This window comes from Microbacterium sp. 5K110, from assembly GCF_005774735.1.
In the GTDB taxonomy this organism is placed as follows: domain Bacteria; phylum Actinomycetota; class Actinomycetes; order Actinomycetales; family Microbacteriaceae; genus Microbacterium.
The window spans coordinates 1-18,446 of sequence record NZ_VBUM01000073.1 but is presented as its reverse complement, the minus strand read 5'-3'; the positions used below and the strand labels follow the sequence as shown (position 1 = coordinate 18,446).

Here is an 18,446-nt window from a genome sequence, read left to right as displayed (position 1 = left end):
ACCCCACCCCTGGCGCCCTGCATCCCCGGCCCACGGCGGCCGGTATCGCACGCTCGCGGGTCGCGTTGGTGATCTGCGTCGCGCTGTGGCTGCTGTACATGACCACCGTCGTCGTCACCCTGTCACGCGGCGCGGCACTCGTGGACGTGTGGCATCTGCTCGGGACGGCGCTGTTCCTGATCTCCGTCACGATGCTGACGTTCTCGGCGGGCATGTACCTCCTGGCTCGCGTGGGGGCCCTCCCCCGGCTCGCGGCGCACCGACGCGCCCGGCGGGCCGACATCGACGAGGGATTCGACCACGACGACGTCCGCGTCCTCGCCCTGCTGCCCTCGTACGGCGAGGACCCCGCCTACGTGCGCATGGCGCTGTGGTCGGTGGCGCTGCAGGAGGCTCCGCACCTGCGGGTGGTACTGCTGCTGGACGATCCTCCCGGCGACGACCCGGCGCTGCGCGACCGCGTGGCCCGCACCCGGGCGATCGCCGACGAGATCCGCCTCGAGCTCGCCGCCCCGCGGGAGTGTGCGCAGGACGCCGTGACGCGCGCCCGGACGCTGCCCGCCCCCGAGGCCCGTCGCGTCGTCGCCGAGGCCTACGCGACCGTCGCGCGCTGGGCACGCGAGTGCGCGACCGCCGAGCCCCGGGACGGACACGTCGAGACGTTCTTCGCCGAGCAGGTGCTGGGGTCGCTCGCCGACGATCTGGGCTCGGTCGCGGACGCGCTGGGTGAGGCCGGAGACGTCGACGAAGAGATTCTGTCGTCGACGCGGGTGCAGTCCCTCGCCCGACGCTTGACGCGCATCCTCGGCGCCGAGATCGAGGTGTTCGAGCGCAAGCGTTTCCCGTCGCTGTCGCACGAGCCGACCAAGGCGGCGAACCTCAACGTCTACCTGGCGCTCGTGGGCGGCGTCCACCACTTGCGCGACCTGGACGGCATCGAGCACGTGGTCGACGTGCCGGTGTGCGACGCGGTGATCACCCTGGACGCCGACTCGATGCTGCTGCCCGAGTACGCCGCCCGCCTCCTGCACGCGCTGCAGCAGCCCGGGTACGAACGCGTCGGCGTGATCCAGACCCCCTACTCGGCCTATCGCGGTCGGCGCAGCGCCATCGAACGCCTCGCCGGCGCGACCACCGACCTCCAGCACCTGGTGCACCAGGGGCTGACGGCGTTCGACGCCACGTTCTGGGTCGGCGCGAACGCGGTGATCCGGTGGTCGCTGCTCGAGGACCTCGGCACCGTCGAGACGGTCGACGGCCGGGAGGTCGTCCGCTTCATCAGAGGACGGACGGTCATCGAGGACACCGAGGCCAGCATCGACGTCATCGGACACGGCTGGCGGCTGGTGAACTACCCCGAGCGGTTGAGCTACAGCGCCACGCCGCCGGACTTCGGCACTCTCGTCGTCCAGCGCCGCCGCTGGGCCAACGGCGGGCTGCTCGTGCTCCCGGCGCTGTGGAGGACCGCCGCGGCTCGCCGGGCGGCCGGCCATCCCCTGCGCACGGCAGAGATGCTGCTGCGCACCAACTACCTCGGCTCGATCGCCTGGGTGACGGCCGGGCTGTTGGTGCTGCTGACGGTCGTGCCGCTCAACGGTGAACTGGTCAGCATCGTCCTGATCCTCATCGCCCTGCCCTACTTCGTCGAGATGGCGCACGATCTGCGGATGCTGGGCTACCGTCGCCGCGACATCCTGGGGGTGTACGGGCTGAACCTGCTGCTGCTCGCGGTGAACCTCGCCGGCACGATCGGCTCGATCGCGCAGGCCTTCACCGGACACCGCGTCGCCTTCGCCCGCACCCCCAAGGAGGGCCGGCGCACGCCGGCGGGGGCGCTGCTGATCCTGGCCCCGCTCGTCGTCGCCGCCGCCTCGATCATCGTCGCCGTCCGCTCGGTCGGCGAGGGATCCTGGATCGCCGCCGCCTTCGCCGCCTTCACCGCCGTGTGCGTGGTCGGGGCGATGGTCCGGCTCGTCGGGGTCCGCAACTCCATCGCCGACCTGTGGAACGGGTGGCTGGAGTGGATCTGGGTGCCCGTCCGCGCGCGTGCCTCGGCGACGCAAGAGGACTCCGTGCCCGCCTGGCGACGCGTCTTGGACGACGGGCTGATCGAACCGGTGACCGGATGACTCCTCGCAAGCGCCAGCGGTTCTCGGGGCGGCGCGTGTCGTGGGCCCGGGTCGCGGCGAGCCTCCTGGGCGGAGCGGCGTTGATCGGAGTCGGGGTGGCCGCCGTCGCTCCTCCGATCACGCTCCCGGTGACCGGCACGCCCCTCGACGAGCGCTGGTTCGCCGGCTACTACGACGTCACCCTCGATCAGGGGGCGGAACTGGCCGAGAGCGCGCTAGCGACCTCGCCCGGGGGTGCGGTCCTGGCCTTCGTGGTCGCCGCTTCGGACACCGAGTGCACGCCGACGTGGGGCAAGGCGTACACGCTCGACGACGCCGCGACCCGCTTCGACCTCGATCGCCGCGTCGAACGTCTGCGCCGCGAAGGGCGCCCCGTGACGGTCTCGTTCGGCGGCGCCGTGAACACCGAACTCGCCCGCGCATGCGCGAGCCCCGCGAGCCTCGCCGCCGCCTACGGCACGGTGATCGATCGCTACGGCACCGACACGATCGACCTCGACATCGAAGGCGAGGCCCTCGACGACCGCGCAGCCACCGAGCGACGCGCCGCCGCCGTGGCGCTCCTCCAACGGGAGCGGCCCGCGGACGACCCGCTCGAGGTGTGGGTGACGCTCCCGGTCGCGCCCGACGGGTTGACAGCGGCGGGGCGCGACCTCGTGTCGACGATGCTCGACGCCGGGGTGCAGCTCACCGGGGTCAACGCGATGACCATGAACTACGGCATCCAGGCGCCTCGAGACCTCGTCTCCGTCTCGAAGGGCGCTCTGGATGCCACGGCCGCCCAGCTCCAGGGACTCTGGGACCGCGCCGACGTCGACCTGCCGCCGGGCGGGGTGTGGGCGGTGATGGGCGCCACGCCCATGATCGGCCGCAACGACGTGCCCACCGAGACGTTCACGCTCGACGATGCGCGCGCACTCGTGTCGTTCGCGAGCGAACGCGGACTCGCGCGGATGTCGATGTGGTCGCTCAACCGCGACCGCACGTGCGGGTCCAACTACCCCTTCACCGGGACGGTGTCGACCCGCTGCAGCGGAGTGGAGCAAAGCGGCGAGTCGTTCGCCGACGTGCTGTCCACGGGCTATCTCGGCCGCGTCGAGGCCGCGGGCCCCGCCCCCGACCAGCCCGTGGTCGAGGACGATCCGAAGACCAGCCCGTATCCGGTATGGAGCTCGACGGCGTTCTACTCCCGCGGGATCAAGGTCGTGTGGCACGGTTCGGTCTACGTGTCGAAGTGGTGGAACGAGGACGGCACCCCGCCGGACGATCCGATGCTGGACACCACCGCCTCGGCGTGGAGCTATCTCGGACCGGTTCTGGCATCCGACCGGCCCTTCACGCTGCCGCAGCTGCCGGACGGCACGTACCCCGAGTGGCAGGCGGACGTGCTGTACAACCAGGGCGACCGCGTCCTGCTCGACGGCACCGGCTACGAAGCGCGGTGGTGGTCGCGCGGGCAGAACCCGGAACGCTCGATCCTCGACCGCGACTACTCGCCCTGGACTCCGATCGACGTCGCCCCCGCGGGGGACACCGCCGCGGGGTAGACCGTCAACCGACCGTCCGTCACGACGTGCGCCAGGTCGGCACGCCCGGGCGGGAGCACGCGCACGACGATGCGCCGTCGCGCCGTCGACAAGCTGTCGCGCACGAGATCGGCCAGCGCCGGGAGCCACGCCTCGGACGGCCCCACCGTGCCGCCGTCGTCGAGCAGTACGACGTCGACGCCGCGCAAGCGCGCCCGCATCGCGGCATCCGCGATCCCGTGGCCGTGCAGTCGCCCCGCCCGGTAGCCATCGCGCAAGCGACCCTCGACCGCCCGGGCTTCGGCGCGGTCGTCGTCGGCGACCCGGCCGGCCGCGACCACACGCTCCAGCAACGGCCGCGCGAACGACTCGACCTCCGCGAGGTGGGCGAGCAGCTCGGCGTGGGATGCGGCGTCCCACGCCGCGCGTCGAGCCGAGGCGATGCGGCGTTCGGCCTGGCTCGCGGCGGACCGGCGCAACTGCTTCAACATCGCGACGAACACGACGCTCAAGCACACCACCGTCGCCACCCGCGTTCCGATCCCGAGCATCTGCGGCAGATCCGCCACGCGTCCGATCGCGTCGATGCCCAGGAACGACAGCAGGATGCCGGCCCCCGTCAGCGCGGCGTCGCCGCGGCCCCGCAGGGCCAGCGAGACCAGCACGAACGCCGCCGCCGTGACGAACCACGCCGACCCGTACGTGATCGGGGCGGGGATGCCGGTGAGGCCGAGAGCGACGAACCCGCACAGCGCCGCGACGACCGCGAAAGCGCGCGTTCGGGTGATCTCGCCGCGTGCCCGGCCGACGAGGGCAGCGACCCCCAGCAGGACCCCGAGCATCGCGAGCGACACCGCACCCGGACCGGCGAGACCGCCCTGCACCGCCGCGACGGCCGCGACGGCCGTCTGCGTCACGAGGAAGAGCGATCCGACCAGGCGTTCGCGCGTGCGCAGCGACAACCCCGCGACGCGGGGGTCCTCCGCGAACGGCTCCGGAACACTCCACCGCAGACGCACGCGCGTCCCCTCGCCCGGGGCGCTGTCGACCTCGGCCTCCATTCCGGGGATCCGCCCGGGCACGCCGAGGATGGTCACGGCGATCCCGAGTCGATCCGTCGCCACGCGCCGCGGGCAGAAGCCGGGGCCGTCTTCCGTGATCTCGATCCGCCCGCCCGTGGACTCGAGGTCGACCCGGACGCGGGAGCGGGCGCCCGGGGCGTGGCGTCGGGTGTTCTCCAACGCCTGGGCTGCCGCCGCGACGAGCGCGTCGGCGACCTCCGGCGGGCAGGGCGCCGCGTCCGGCGCGCGCTCGGCGTGCAGCGCGGCGCCGGTCGCGGCGGCGAGTGTTCCCAGACGGTCGACCAGATCGGCGGACCGCGGACGGTCGCCGACGGTCGCCGTGGCACGCGCGGCCTGCTGCAGCACGGCCGCCTCCGTCTCGGGCTGGGCCTCGGCGACGCCGCGGAGAGCGGCGAGCACCTCGTCATGCACGAAAGCGGCCGCGCGCGATCGCGCCGACAGACGCGCACGTTCCTCCGCCTCGGCCACGGCAGCCACGGCCGTCTGCTCGGCGGAGCGGTCCACGTGGACGGCGGCACGCAGGGCGGCCGCGGCGACCGCGCACGTGGTGACCGCCGACAGCAGCGCTTGGGTGTCGTTGGCCAGCCCCGTGAGCGAATACCCGCCGAGCAGGAAGCGCGAGAACACCACCACCACCAACCAGAGCGAGAGCAGCGACGCCACCCACCGCCATCCGCCCGCGACCAGAGCCGCGAGCGCCGGGGCCGAGACGGCGGTCAGCAGCCACGGGATCGTCCCCTCCTGGCCGGCTTCGACCGCCGCCAGACCGGCGGCAGGGTAGGCCAGCACCGTGGCCGCGAAGACCGCCACCGCCGTCCCCGCGACGCGGCGGCCGACTCGGGGACCCAGCAGCGCACTGATCCCCCCTCCCGCCAGCAGGACGGCGAAGGCGACGATCATCACCGCCGACCACCACGAGGGCGCCGCGGCCTCGTTGACGGTCGACACGACCAGGACAGCCGCCGCGGCCGAGGCGAGGATCGACACCGCGACCGCGAGCAGCAGGGCGCGTTGGGTGGCCCGCACGGCGGGGCCGACGCCGGGAGCCTCAGTCACGACGGGGGACGGGGAGGAACCCGTCTTCGATACCGCGCCGATACAGATCCACCTTGCTCGGGGCCGGTCGCCCGAGACGCTGATAGACGGCCTTGATCCGTCGCAAGTGGTCGTTGACGGTGTTCTCGCTCACCCACAGCGTGGCGGCGACCTCGCGCGCGCCCATCCCCGAGGCGTACAGCGAGAGCACTTCGCGTTCGCGGGCGGTCAGCGGTGCGGCGGTGAGTCCGGGATCCGAGTCCAGCGCCGACGCCCACTCGGTCGTGGGGACGTGGCGCCCCTCGGCGGCGTCGATGATGGCCGTCACCAGGTCGTCGCCGGGCAGCGACTTGCGTGCGATGCCGAGCGCGGCGGTACGCGAGGCCTCCCGCACGAGGTAGGGGTTCTCGGCCGAGGTCAGCACGAGCACGTGCGCACCCCAGCGCCGCAGCGCCTCGACGTTCTCCTGCGGCGTGCTGTCATCGCGCAGGCTGAGGTCGAGGAGCACCAGGTCGGCGTCGCGTGCTGCACGGGTCATCGCCGGAACGCTCCGCTCGTGGCGCGCGAAGCTCAGCCCTGTCGACGCATCGACGAGGTTGCGCAAGGCCAGTCCCACGAGATCGTGGTCGTCGACGACACCGATACGTCTCACGATCCCTCCCCGTTCAGACTTTATCCATCCCCGGCACCCGCGGGCACCACATGACGACGACCCGAACCGGTGCCGATCGCCCGATGGTCGCCCGGATCCAGCAGGGCAGGCTTCTCGCGCACGAGGCATTCATGGGATCTTCTGCGGCGCGAATGCCTCCGAGCGTGTGCGCGAGGGCCGCGCAGCGGGCAGACTGTGGGCATGAGCAGTCGCGCAGGACAGCCCGCCGAGGCATCCGATCTCATCGACATCGACGAACTGATCGCCGCCTACTACGACCGCAAACCGGATGCCACCGTGCCCGAGCAGCGCGTCGCGTTCGGCACGAGCGGGCACCGGGGCTCGTCGCTGAGTACGAGCTTCAACGAGGACCACATCCTCGCCACGACGCAGGCGATCGTCGACTACCGCGCCACGCAGGGCATCACCGGTCCGCTCTTCCTCGGGCGCGACACGCACGGCCTGTCTCTGCCGGCCGAGCGCAGTGCGATCGAGGTGCTCGTGGCCAACGGCGTCGACGTGCGGGTCGACGCGCGCGACTCGTGGGTGCCGACCCCCGCCCTCAGCCACGCGATCCTCACCTACAACCGCGACCGCGCTGCGGACGACCCCGGTCGCGCCGACGGCATCGTCGTGACGCCCTCGCACAACCCGCCGCGCGACGGTGGCTTCAAGTACAACCCGCCGCACGGCGGCCCCGCCGACACCGACGCGACGGGGTGGATCGCCGACCGCGCGAACCAGCTCATCGCCGCGGGCCTCGAGGGCGTGCACCGCACGCGTCACGCCGACATCGACCTCGACACCCTCGGCCAGTACGACTTCCGCGACGCGTACGTCCGGGATCTGGCATCCATCATCGACGTCGACGCGATCAAGAACGCCGGCGTCCGCATCGGCGCCGACCCGCTCGGCGGCGCCTCGGTGGAGTACTGGGCGCTCATCGCCGAGGTCTACGGCCTCGACCTCACCGTCGTGAACCCCGAAGTCGACCCGACGTGGAAGTTCATGACGCTGGACTGGGACGAGAAGATCCGCATGGATCCGTCGTCGCCCTCGGCGATGGCGTCGCTCGTCGCGGCCCGCGCCGACTACGACATCCTCACGGGCAACGACGCCGACGCCGACCGCCACGGCATCGTCACCCCCGACGCGGGGCTCATGAACCCCAACCACTACCTCGCCGTCGCGATCGACTACCTCTTCTCGCACCGCCCCGGCTGGCCCGCGGATGCCGCGGTGGGCAAGACCCTGGTGTCGTCGATGATCATCGACAAGGTGGCATCCGCCCTCGGCAAGACTCTGCTGGAGGTTCCGGTCGGCTTCAAGTGGTTCGTTCCCGGCCTCCTCGACGGATCCGTCGCCTTCGGCGGCGAGGAGTCGGCCGGAGCATCGTTCCTGCGCAAGGACGGCACTGTCTGGACCACCGACAAGGACGGCATCCTGCTGTGCCTGCTCGCCGCCGAGATCCTCGCGGTCACCGGCAAGACGCCGTCGCAGCGCTACGCCGAGCTCGAGGCGCAGTTCGGCGCCTCGGCCTACCAGCGCGTCGACGCCCCCGCGACACCCGCCCAGAAGTCGGCGCTGTCGAAGCTCTCGCCCGAGGCCGTGACGGCGACCGAGCTGGCCGGAGAGCCGATCGTCGCGAAGCTCTCGCACGCGCCGGGCAACGGCGCGGCGATCGGCGGCCTCAAGGTGCAGACCGAGTCCGCGTGGTTCGCCGCGCGCCCCTCGGGCACCGAAGACGTCTACAAGCTGTACGCCGAGTCGCTGCGCGGCGAGGAGCACCTCCGCGAGGTGCAGGAAGAGGCCCGCGCGGTGGTCTCTGCCGCGCTGGGCCAGGCCTGACTCAGCCCTGCGCTGCGCCCGGCGCCCTGCGCCCCGCGCCCCCCGATAAACGCCGATCCTATCGAGACACGCTGCGACGCAGCGTTTCCCGGAAGGATCGGCGTTTATCGGTGGAGGGGGCGGGGGATGCCGCGGCGCCGACGCTCCGGAGAACGTCGGGGTTGTGGCATCCGGGATCAGGCGAGCGTCGCGGCGTCGATGACGAAGCGGTAGCGCACGTCGCTCTTCAGCACGCGCTCGTACGCGTCGTTGATCGCCGAGGCCGGGATGACCTCGACCTCGGGCGCGATGCCCTTCTCGGCGCAGAAGTCGAGCATCTCCTGCGTCTCGCGGATGCCACCGATCGACGACCCCGCGAAGGACCGGCGGTTGGTGAACAGCGTGAAGACCTGGATGGGCAGGGGCTCGGGCGGGGCGCCGACGTTGACCATCGTGCCGTCGAGCGTCAGCGTGCCGAGGTACTGCTTGAGGTCCAGCGGGGCGCTGACGGTGTTGACGATGAGGTCGAACGTGTTCTTCAGCGTCCGGAACGTCTCGGGGTCGCTCGTGGCGAAGTAGTGGTCGGCGCCCATCTTCAGGCCGTCGTCCTTCTTGCTGAGCGTCTGCGACAGCACGGTGACCTCGGCGCCCATGGCGTGAGCGATCTTGACGGCCATGTGCCCGAGACCACCGAGACCGACGATCGCGACCTTCTTGCCGGGGCCAGCGTTCCAGTGGTTCAGCGGCGAATACGTCGTGATGCCGGCGCACAGCAGCGGCGCGGCCGCCTCGTAGGGGATCGACTCGGGCACGCGCAGCACGAAGTCCTGGTCGACGACGATCTTCTGCGAGTAACCGCCCTGGGTCACGGTGCCGTCGCGGTCGATCGCGCCGTAGGTGCCGATGTTGCCGTTGAGGCAGTACTGCTCCTCGCCGGCGCGGCAGTTCTCGCACTCGCGGCACGAGTTGACCATGCAGCCGACGCCGACGCGGTCGCCGACGGCGTGCTTCGTGACGTCGGATCCGACCTCGGCGACCGTCCCGACGATCTCGTGACCGACGGTCAGCGGGTAGGGAACCTCGCCCCACTCGCCACGGATGGTGTGGATGTCGGAGTGGCAGATGCCGGCGTAGGCGATGTCGATCAGGACGTCGGCGGGGCCGACCTGGCGCCGCTCGATCGTGGTGGGCTCGAGGGGGGACGTCGCGGACGACGCCGCGTAAGCGTTGACGTGCATGGGGCTCCTCGGAGAGGGGGATGTCGAACCTCTCCATCCTTCCGTGGTTCGCGGCCCGCAGGGCGGAATCGGCGGAAGGGGGGATGCCACGGGCGCGGCGAATCCGCGCCGCCCGGGGCTCCCTCGCGGCCCGCGGCGTCGACGCTCGCGCCCGCGGTGAACTGGCGAGCGGCGGTCGCGGTCACCATACTGTGCGGATGGATTCTGTAAATGCCTGGCTGCTGACCTGGGGCGACAACCTGTGGACGTGGATCGTCCTCCCGATCGTCGTCAGCCTCGGCGTGTACTTCACGATCCGCTCCGGCGTCGTGCAGTTTCGCCTGATCCCCGAGATGTTCCGGACGTTGAAGGATCGGACGCCGCGCACCGAGACCGGTGAACCGCAGTCCATCTCCTCGTTCCAAGCGTTCACGATCTCCGCAGCCTCGCGGGTGGGCGTCGGCAACATCGCGGGAGTGGGAACCGCCATCGCGATCGGCGGCCCCGGCGCGATCTTCTGGATGTGGCTGATGGCTTTCGTGGGTGGTGCATCCGCCTTCATCGAGTCGTCGCTGGCGCAGCTCTACAAAACGCGGGACAAGGACGGGTTCCTCGGCGGCCCCGCCTACTACATGCAGCGCGGACTCGGCGCGCGATGGATGGGTGTGCTGTTCGCCGTCATCCTCATCATCTGCTTCCCGATCGCCTTCAGCTCCCTGCAGGCGAACACCATCCAAGCCACCATCTCGGGGAGCTTCGGCGACGACTCCGCAGCGTGGCTCCCGGTGGTCATCGGGGCCGCTCTGGCGGTCCTGATGGGACTCGTCATCTTCGGTGGCGTCCGTCGGATCGCCTCCGTCACGCAGACGCTCGTCCCCGTCATGGCGCTGCTGTACTTGCTCCTCGGGCTCGTGATCGTCGCCATCCACATCGAGCGCCTGCCCAGCGTGTTCGCGCTGATCTTCACCTCGGCGTTCGGCCCGAACGAGATCGTCGGCGCAGCCCTCGGCTACATCATCCTCACCGGCGTCAAGCGGGGCATGTTCTCGAACGAGGCGGGGCTCGGCTCGGCACCCAACGCCGGCGCGAGCGCGGCCGTGACGCACCCAGTGAAACAGGGTCTCGTGCAGACCCTCGGCGTGTACTTCGACACGTTCCTGGTGTGCTCGATCACGGCATTCCTGATCCTCGTCTCGGTGCCCGATCTCGCGGGCGCCGAGCGGGGCATCGGGCTGACGCAGGGGGCGGTCGTCGGCGCACTCGGCAGTTGGTCGAACATCCTGCTGATCGTCATCATCTTCCTGCTCGCGTTCAGCTCGATCCTCGGCAACTACTACTACGGCCAGACCAACATCGAGTTCATCACCTCGAGCCCGCAGGTGCTCCTCGGCTACCGTCTCTTCGCGATCGCGGCCGTGTTCGCCGGAGCCCTCGTCTCGGCCGACGTCGTCTGGAACTTCGCCGACGGGGCGATGGGATTCATGGCCATCGTCAACCTGGTCGCCATCGCCCTGCTCTCGGGCGTTGCGTTCAGGCTCCTGAAGGACTACACCCAGCAACGGCGGGAGGGTCTGGACCCGGTCTTCACCCAGGCGCGGCTGCCCGGGGTCCGCGGGATCGAGGTCTGGGAGAACGAGCTGTCGGTCACCGGCCCGATCGACCTTCCCGCGGCCCGACGACGCTGACGCCGCGCGGACCCGCCTCCGCCGCGGACGCGCCCAACCCGCGTCACGAGAACAGGCGATGAGCCGAGAACAGGCCGATCCCGCGCGGATCGGCCTGTTCTCGTGGCATCCCCTGTTTTCGGCGCACGCCGCCGCCCCTGTTCCGGGCGCACGCCGCCGCCCCGCGCGTGCGGGACCGCATGTCGCAGGCGCGCCGCCGCGTCAGCGCGCGCTGGCCCGCACGACGAGGGTCGCCGGAACCGTCTGCGCCACCGGCACGCCGCCCTCGATCGCGGCGATGAGCGCCGTGACCGCGTCGCGGCCCAGGGCGTCGAAGTCCTGCCGCACGGTGGTGAGGGGCGGGCGGTACTCGGCGGCATCCACGATGTCGTCGAAACCGACCACGGCGACGTCGTCGGGCACGCGGCGACCGGCGTCGGCGAACGCCCGCAGCGCGCCGAGGGCCATCTGGTCGTTCGCGACGAAGACCGCGGTGGCTCCGGTCAGCGCGGCGACGGCGGAATGACCGGATGCCGAGGTCCAATCGCCGCGGACCGGCTCGGGCGCCGTGACCCCGGCGTCGGACAGTGCGGCACGCCACCCGCGCTCACGTTCGGCGGCGGCGAACGACCGTGCGGGCCCGGCGATGTGATGAACCGTGGGGTGGCCGAGGGCGAGCAGATGCTCCGTGGCGAGGCGGGCACCGCCGGCGTGATCGGTCTGCACGATCGAGAATCGCTCGTCGGGCGGCGAATCCACCACGACGAGGTGCAGGTCACCGGGCGGGTCGATGTCGCGCACGAGCTCGGTCGCCTCGTTCAACACGACGGCCCCGTCGACGCCCTGGGCGCGCAGGCGCGCGAAGGCATCCCGGATGCCGCGCTCCCCCACCGTCACGACGGCCAGGGCGTAGTCGCGTGCGGCCGCCGCTTCGGAGATCGCCTGCAGCATCCGCGAGTTACCGACCGAGGCCAGCGTCGACACGACGAGTCCGATCGTGGAGGTCTGCCCGGTGCGGAGGGCGCGCGCGGCGCGGTGCATGCGATAACCGAGGTCGCTCATCGCCGCCTCGACGCGGGCACGGGTCGCGGGATCCACGCGCGGGCTGCCGTTGGCCACGCGCGAGACGGTCTGGGCGGACACCCCCGCCGCTGCGGCCACATCGGCCATGGACACTCGCATGATCGCCTCCCGTGTTGACGATATCACGGGCGGAATGTAGCGTGTTATCGTGAACACGGACAGCCCCACCGCAGTGGCGCTCGGCGCCGGAGTCGTCAAACGCCCCACGCGCTTGGCCGACGGCCGCGAGCTCATCTACTTCGACGATGCCGACACGACGCTCGGCCCCGAACGCTCCGTCGACGCCCGCACGCTCGCCCCGCGGCCCGCCACGGCGACGATGCGGCAGGACATCCTCACGGGCGACTGGATCACCGTGGCATCCAATCGTCAGAATCGCGCGTTCCTTCCGCCGGCGCACCTCGACCCGCTCGCTCCGCAGACGCCGACGAACCCGTCCGAGATCCCCTCGCGCTACGACGTCGCCGTGTTCGAGAACAAGTCGCCGTCGTTCGGACCCGCGCTCGACGTCGCCACCGCCGACGCCCCGGCCGCGAGCGATCCGCCGCGCGACGACGACGACCTCGAGCACCTCGGCCTAGGGCGCACTCGCACCTCCGTCGGGCGGTGCGAGGTGGTCTGCTTCAGCCCCGAGCACGAGGGCTCGTTCGGCACGCTGTCGCGCACGCGCGCCCGCACCGTCATCGAGGCGTGGGCCGACCGCACAGCCGCGCTGTCGGCTCTGCCCGGCATCCGGCAGGTCTTCCCGTTCGAGAACCGCGGGCAGGAGATCGGCGTCACCCTCCCCCACCCGCACGGGCAGATCTACGCCTACCCCTACGTCACCCCGCGCACGCAGCGCCTGCTCGACACCGTCGCCCGCACCTCGCCCGACGTCTTCCAGCGCATCCTCGAGTTCGAGGGCGCCGGCGAGCGCGTCGTCCTGCGCGGCGAGCACTGGACGGCGTTCGTGCCGTTCGCGGCGCGCTGGCCCATCGAGGTGCACGTGCTGCCGCACCGCCACGTCGCCGACCTCGCCGAGACGACGGAGGCCGAGCGCGACGAGCTCGCCCCCTTCTACCTGCGGCTGCTGCGCGGCATCGACGCGCTGTACGACACCCCCACCCCGTACATCGCGGCGTGGCACCAGGCCCCGGTCGACCGCGCACGCGACAGCGTGCGGGTGAACCTGCAGATCACCTCGCCCCGCCGCGCCGCCGACAAGCTGAAGTACCTCGCCGGATCCGAGTCCGCCATGGGCGCGTGGATCGGCGACATCACCCCCGAGGCCCAGGCCGACCGCCTGCGCGCCGCCCTCGAGACCATCCCGGAGGCGACGGCATGACCGCCGTCGACGACGCCCGCGCCCTGCTCGCCACCCTGACGGATGCCGCTCCTGCGGGGGTCTGGTCGGCGCCGGGCCGCGCCAACCTCATCGGCGAGCACACCGACTACAACGAAGGGTTCGTCCTGCCGTTCGCGATCGCGCAGCGCACCGCCGCCGCGGTGGCCCTCCGCTCCGACGACGTGATCCGCGTGCGGTCGACCTTCGCCGACGAGGCCGTCGAGGTGCCGCTGTCCGAGCTCGACGCCCGCATCGCCGCCGGCGGCCTCGACTGGGCGGGCTACCCGCTGGGTGTGGCGTGGGCGCTGCGCGCCGCGGCCCCGGATGCCACGCCCCGGGGCGTCGACATCGCCCTGGCCTCGGAGGTGCCGGTGGGGGCGGGCCTGTCGTCGTCGGCCGCGATCGAGGGGGCCGTGGCCTCCGCCCTCAACGACGTGTGGGGCGCCGGTCTCGACACCGTGGCGCTGGCCCGCGTCGGCCGCACCGCCGAGAACGACGCGGTCGGGGCCCCCACCGGGATCATGGACCAGATGGCCTCGATGCTCGGCGTCGCGGATGCGGCGACGTTCCTCGACTGCCGCACGCTCGAGACCCGGCCGGTGGCCCTGGGCTTCGCCGAGGCGGGTCTGGAGATCCTCGTCGTGGACACGCTCGTCGAGCACGCCCACTCCTCGGGCGGCTACCGCGAGCGCCGCGCCTCGTGCGAGAAGGGCGCCGCCGCCTTCGGCGTGCCCGCCTTGCGCGACCTCGCCGTCGACGATCTGCCGCGCGCCGCCGAGATCCTCGACGACGTCACCTTCCGCCGCGTGCGGCACATCGTGACCGAGAACCAACGCGTGCTCGACACCGTCGCCGCCCTCGACGCCGACGGCCCGCGCGCGATCGGCGACCTGCTGACCGCGTCGCACGTGTCGATGCGCGACGACTTCGAGATCTCGGTGCCCGAGCTCGACCTCGCCGTCGAGACGACGCTGGCCGCGGGCGCCCTCGGCGCGCGCATGACCGGCGGCGGCTTCGGCGGCGCGGCGATCGCCCTGATCCCCGCCGACCTCGTGCCCGCGGCGACCGACGCCGTGCACGCCGCGTTCGCGGCATCCGGATTCCGCGCCTCGAACGTCTTCACCGTGACGCCGTCGCAGGGCGCGCGCCGCGACGCCTGAGGCCGCAGGCCGAATGCGCGAGGCGCCAAGATCTGTCGCCCTGCGCACTCGCCAGGTGACAATTCTTGGCGACTCACGCGGATGGCACGAGAAGATGGGGCGATGGATGCCAAGGACCCCGTCGTCGCCACCACCCGGGGCCGCGTGCGCGGGTTCGCGCGCGGCGGGACGGCGGTCTTCCTCGGCATCCCGTTCGCCCAGGCTCCCGTCGGAGCGCTGCGGTTCGCCGCTCCGCAGCCGGCCACCCCGTGGGAGGGCGTGCGCGACGCCACGGAGTACGGGGCGACCGCCCAGCGCGGCGACACCGGCATCACGCTGATCCCCGAGCCGAGCGTGCCCGGCGACGCGACGCTGAACGTCAACGTCTTCGCGCCCGCCGGGGCGACACCGGATGCCGCTCTCCCGGTGCTCGTGTGGATCCACGGGGGCGGGTTCACCTCGGGGTCGCCGGCGAGCCGCTGGTACGACGGTGACGCGTTCGCGCGCGACGGCGTCGTGACGGTGGTCGTCTCGTACCGGCTCGGCTTCGACGGGTTCGGGCACATCGACGGCGCCCCGTCGAACCGGGGTCTGCGCGATCAGATCGCCGCTCTGGAGTGGGTGCGCGACGAGATCGCCGCCTTCGGCGGAGACCCCGCGCGGGTGACGATCGTCGGGCAGTCGGCGGGCGGCGGATCGGTGCTGGCGCTGCTGGCCTGCCCCGCGGCATCCGGGCTGTTCCGCGGAGCCATGGCCGTCTCGCCCGCGATCGGGGCCGTCACCGCTCCGGCCGCGCGCCGGTTCGCCGAGCGGATCGCAGCCCTCGCCGGGGTGCCGGCCGACCGCGACGGATTCGCGCGCCTCCCCGAAGAGCATCTGCTCGACCTGCAGAGGCAGGCGCAGAAGCCGGCGGGACGACCGCGGCTGTCGGGCCTCACCACCCTGCTCGACGACGGACTGCCGATCGGTCCGGTCGTCGACGGCGACCTGCTCCCCCACGCGCCGCTCGACGCCCTCGCGGACGGCGCCGCCGCGGACGTGCCGCTCGTGATCGGCGCCACGGACGACGAGTTCACGATGCTCACGGCGCGCTGGCGGAAGCCCTTGCGCCTGGTTCCGGTGCCACTGGCTCTCGCGGTCCTGGGCCTCGGGCGCTCCCGCCGTCGCGCGTACCTCGCCCGGTCGCGGCGGCGCGGATCGGCGGCCCTCCTGGGCGGCTACGTCTCGGATCGCGTCATCCGCTCGGTCGTGCTCCGCACGGCACGCGCGCGGGGAACCGCCCCGACGTGGGTCTATCGCTTCGCGTGGCCGTCACCCGCGATCGGCTTCGCCTGCCACTGCCTCGACGTGCCGTTCTGGTTCGACCACCTCGACGCCGGCGGGGTGGCCGCGATCGCCGGTGAGGCGCCTCCGACGGACCTCGCCGCCGCCATGCACGCGGCGGCGGTGGCCTTCGTCCGCGACGGCGACCCCGGCTGGCCTGCGTGGGATGCCACGACCCGCCGCGCGCGGGTCTTCGACGCCCCGGCATCCACCCCGCCCGTCGAGCCCGACGCGTACTCGGATGTCGCCCCGCTCGTCTGACCCGCAGCTCGCGTGAGGGGTCAAGAACTGTCGCTTCGGCGCGCCGGAGGCGACAGTTCTTGACCCCTCACGCGCCTGACGCGCGGAGAGCGGGGACCACCTCACGCTCGAACAGCGAGATGCCCGAGGTGTCGTACGCGGCCTCGGGGAAGTACTGGATGGCGTAGCCGAGGCCGTGGTCGGCGCGCGCCCGCAGGCGCTCGACGATCTGCTCGGGCGTGCCGAACGTGTCGGAGGAGCGGTAGTCGGCGTCGATGGCATCCGCCCGCTCGTCGCCGACGTGGGGACGCAAGCGCGCCACGACCGCAGCCAGACGCTCGTCGGCCTCGGCTTCGGTCTCGGCCACGATCGTGTTGAAGTTCGTCGAGCGGGTGATCTCGCCGAAGTCGCGGCCGAGGGCCTCGCAGTGGCCGCGGAGGACCGCGGACTTGTGGTCGAACTCGTCGAGCGAGCCGCCGAAGTTCGTGTACGACGCGTACCGCGCCGCGATCTTGAGCGTGACCTTCTCGCCACCGCCCGCGATCCAGAAAGGGATGCCGCCGGACTGCAGCGGCTGCGGCTGGACGATCGCACCGTCGACGTCGTAGTACGTGCCGGCGAGCGTCGCCGAGCCGGTGGTCCAGGCCTGGTGCATGATCTCGACGCCCTCGCGCAGGCGCCCGAGCCGCTCGGCGATCGGCGGGAAACCGTAGCCGTACGCGCGCCACTCGTGCTCATACCAGCCGCCGCCGATCCCCATCTCGGCGCGCCCACCCGAGATCAGGTCGACGGTCGCCGCGACCTTGGCGAGGTAGGCCGGGTTGCGGTACCCCATGCACGTGCACATCTGCCCGAGACGCACGCGGTCGGTGACGGCGGCGAACGCGGCCATCAGCGTCCACGCCTCGTGCGTGGCTTCGGCGCTCGGCACCGGCGTGGTGTGGAAGTGGTCGTAGACCCAGATCGAGGCCCACGGCCCCTCGTCGGCGCTCTGGGCGAGCGCGCTCATCGCGCGCCATTGGTCGGCGGGGTCGATGCCCACCAGATCGAAGCGCCAACCCTGCGGGACGAAGATGCCGAATTCCATGGGCTTCACCCTAGACGCGCCCGGCGACATCGACGCGGGTCTCGGCCGTTCTCGGCAGCCCACGGCCGCGAGACTGCACCGCGCTGACAATTCCCCGGCGGCGTGCAGTGGGGATGTCAGCCGGTTGCTGTCTCGCGGCCCGAGACCGAACGCCGCGCGGCCACCGCACCGGAACGCTGCCACGGCAGCGCCCGCATCATGCTCAGCACGGCGATGATCGCCAGGCTCAGCGCGGCCGCGGATCCGAGGAACGGCAGCACGAGAGGCGACATCGCCCCGCGAGCGTCGGGCACGAGCCCCGGCCCCTGGGGCTGCGTCGTCAGGGGGGCGTTGGCCGCGAGGAACGACAGCGCGGGTGCGGCCGGGTCGAGCGCCGCGGGGGCGCGTCGCAGCGGGTTGTTCGCCGCCGCGGCCGCCGACACACCCCCACTGGATGCCGCCGGCACGGCGACCGGGGCATCGGCGTCGTAGCTGACGGTGAGCGCAGTCGCCGGCTTCGCGGCATCCCGGACTCCGCCCGTCGTGAGCCAGTACCCCTGCTGACCCGTCAGACGGTGGAAGTCGACGAACGACTGCGGGAACGATCCCCAGTGGGCGGCGTTCGCGTCGGAGCGCGCGATCTGGCCGCCCCCGGCGGTCGCGACCCCGAGGTACTCGGGCGTCACCGAGAACCCGCTCTCGGCGGACACGGCGGCGGAACGGAGGTCGGCGAGCACGACCTCGCGCGGGGCGATCGACGTCCACGCCGTCAGGTCGTCCATCGACGTCCCGTACCCGCCGGCACGCCCCACGAGGCGCCCGTTCCCGGACGCGTCGAGGGTGAGCACGGGATCCGTGACGCTCCAGTACGTCATCCCGCCGTAGAAGGCCACGGTGAACGAGCCCGCCCAGCGGATCTCGACCGCCCCGTCACGACGCGTCCCCGTCCCCCCGTCGATCACGACCTGGTTCCCGGTGGTGCTCGACGTCGACGAGGCCGACACGGCGGCCCCGCGCGAATCCCGGCACTTCGTGTCCCACGATGCGGTCGTCCATCCGCCGTCGGCGGTCGGCTTCTCGATGCGGACGGCGCCGTCCTGCGCACGGTAGAGGCCGTCGCCCTCCCGCCACACCCGGGC

General features: G+C 72.2%; 12 protein-coding genes and 1 pseudogene. 7 read left to right on the top strand and 6 right to left on the bottom strand.

Going from position 1 to position 18,446, the window contains the following annotated elements; translation table 11 throughout:
* Both FE256_RS14085 and FE256_RS14080 read left to right on the top strand, forming a co-directional pair.
* Window positions 1-2,129: glycosyltransferase family 2 protein (locus FE256_RS14085; protein WP_138176751.1), on the top strand; the 2,129-nt coding region annotated here is incomplete at its 5' end.
* The gene (locus tag FE256_RS14080; RefSeq protein ID WP_138176748.1) at window positions 2,126-3,676 is read left to right on the top strand and encodes a chitinase; all 1,551 of its coding nucleotides are present in this window, start codon (window positions 2,126-2,128) and stop codon (window positions 3,674-3,676) included. The genes FE256_RS14085 and FE256_RS14080, both read left to right, overlap by 4 nt.
* On the opposite strand, the gene FE256_RS14075 is transcribed toward FE256_RS14080, so the two are convergent.
* Together FE256_RS14075 and FE256_RS14070 are read right to left on the bottom strand one after the other, a co-directional pair.
* Window positions 3,619-5,793 carry a sensor histidine kinase gene (locus FE256_RS14075; RefSeq protein ID WP_138176745.1) on the bottom strand — a complete coding sequence of 725 codons (2,175 nt, stop codon included), beginning with the start codon at window positions 5,791-5,793 and terminating at the stop codon, window positions 3,619-3,621. The two genes, FE256_RS14080 and FE256_RS14075, sit on opposite strands and share 58 nt — an antisense overlap.
* Entirely contained in the window at window positions 5,786-6,424 is a 639-nt protein-coding gene (locus tag FE256_RS14070; RefSeq protein ID WP_252371035.1) for a LuxR C-terminal-related transcriptional regulator, read from the bottom strand. Before FE256_RS14070 ends, FE256_RS14075 begins: the two co-directional genes overlap by 8 nt.
* Before the next feature lie 201 nt (window positions 6,425-6,625).
* Here FE256_RS14070 and pgm point away from each other — a divergent pair, with 201 nt between their 5' ends.
* Complete coding sequence (gene pgm, locus FE256_RS14065) at window positions 6,626-8,272, top strand: phosphoglucomutase (alpha-D-glucose-1,6-bisphosphate-dependent) (protein ID WP_138176740.1); 1,647 nt, start codon at window positions 6,626-6,628, stop codon at window positions 8,270-8,272.
* Window positions 8,273-8,448: 176 nt separating this feature from the next.
* Here pgm and FE256_RS14060 read toward each other — a convergent pair whose 3' ends face one another.
* A complete protein-coding gene (locus FE256_RS14060; RefSeq protein WP_138176737.1) occupies window positions 8,449-9,489 on the bottom strand; it encodes an NAD(P)-dependent alcohol dehydrogenase in 1,041 nt (346 codons plus the stop codon).
* Window positions 9,490-9,686: 197 nt separating this feature from the next.
* Between FE256_RS14060 and FE256_RS14055 the strand changes: the two genes are divergently transcribed.
* Window positions 9,687-11,153, top strand: a complete 1,467-nt coding sequence (locus tag FE256_RS14055; RefSeq protein ID WP_138176734.1) for an alanine/glycine:cation symporter family protein — start codon at window positions 9,687-9,689, stop codon at window positions 11,151-11,153.
* Window positions 11,154-11,354: 201 nt separating this feature from the next.
* Here FE256_RS14055 and FE256_RS14050 read toward each other — a convergent pair whose 3' ends face one another.
* A complete protein-coding gene (locus tag FE256_RS14050; protein ID WP_252371034.1) occupies window positions 11,355-12,314 on the bottom strand; it encodes a LacI family DNA-binding transcriptional regulator in 960 nt (319 codons plus the stop codon).
* Between the two features lie 49 nt (window positions 12,315-12,363).
* On the opposite strand from FE256_RS14050, the gene galT reads away from it, so the two are divergent.
* The 3 genes from galT (at window position 12,364) to FE256_RS14035 (ending at window position 16,262) form a co-directional block, all read left to right on the top strand.
* Window positions 12,364-13,539 (top strand): galactose-1-phosphate uridylyltransferase, encoded by a 1,176-nt coding sequence (gene galT, locus FE256_RS14045; RefSeq protein WP_138176731.1) that lies wholly within the window; start codon window positions 12,364-12,366, stop codon window positions 13,537-13,539.
* Window positions 13,536-14,699 carry a galactokinase gene (gene galK, locus FE256_RS14040; protein WP_138176728.1) on the top strand — a complete coding sequence of 388 codons (1,164 nt, stop codon included), beginning with the start codon at window positions 13,536-13,538 and terminating at the stop codon, window positions 14,697-14,699. The genes galT and galK overlap by 4 nt, the downstream gene beginning before the upstream one ends.
* 81 nt (window positions 14,700-14,780) lie before the next feature.
* On the top strand, window positions 14,781-16,262 hold the full coding sequence (locus FE256_RS14035; protein ID WP_252371033.1) for a carboxylesterase/lipase family protein: 1,482 nt from the start codon (window positions 14,781-14,783) through the stop codon (window positions 16,260-16,262).
* Between the two features lie 67 nt (window positions 16,263-16,329).
* On the opposite strand, the gene FE256_RS14030 is transcribed toward FE256_RS14035, so the two are convergent.
* Both FE256_RS14030 and FE256_RS18230 read right to left on the bottom strand, forming a co-directional pair.
* Complete coding sequence (locus tag FE256_RS14030) at window positions 16,330-17,328, bottom strand: LLM class F420-dependent oxidoreductase (protein ID WP_138176722.1); 999 nt, start codon at window positions 17,326-17,328, stop codon at window positions 16,330-16,332.
* 116 nt (window positions 17,329-17,444) lie between these two features.
* Window positions 17,445-18,446 (bottom strand): annotated as a pseudogene (locus FE256_RS18230) (hypothetical protein); the annotation flags it as partial.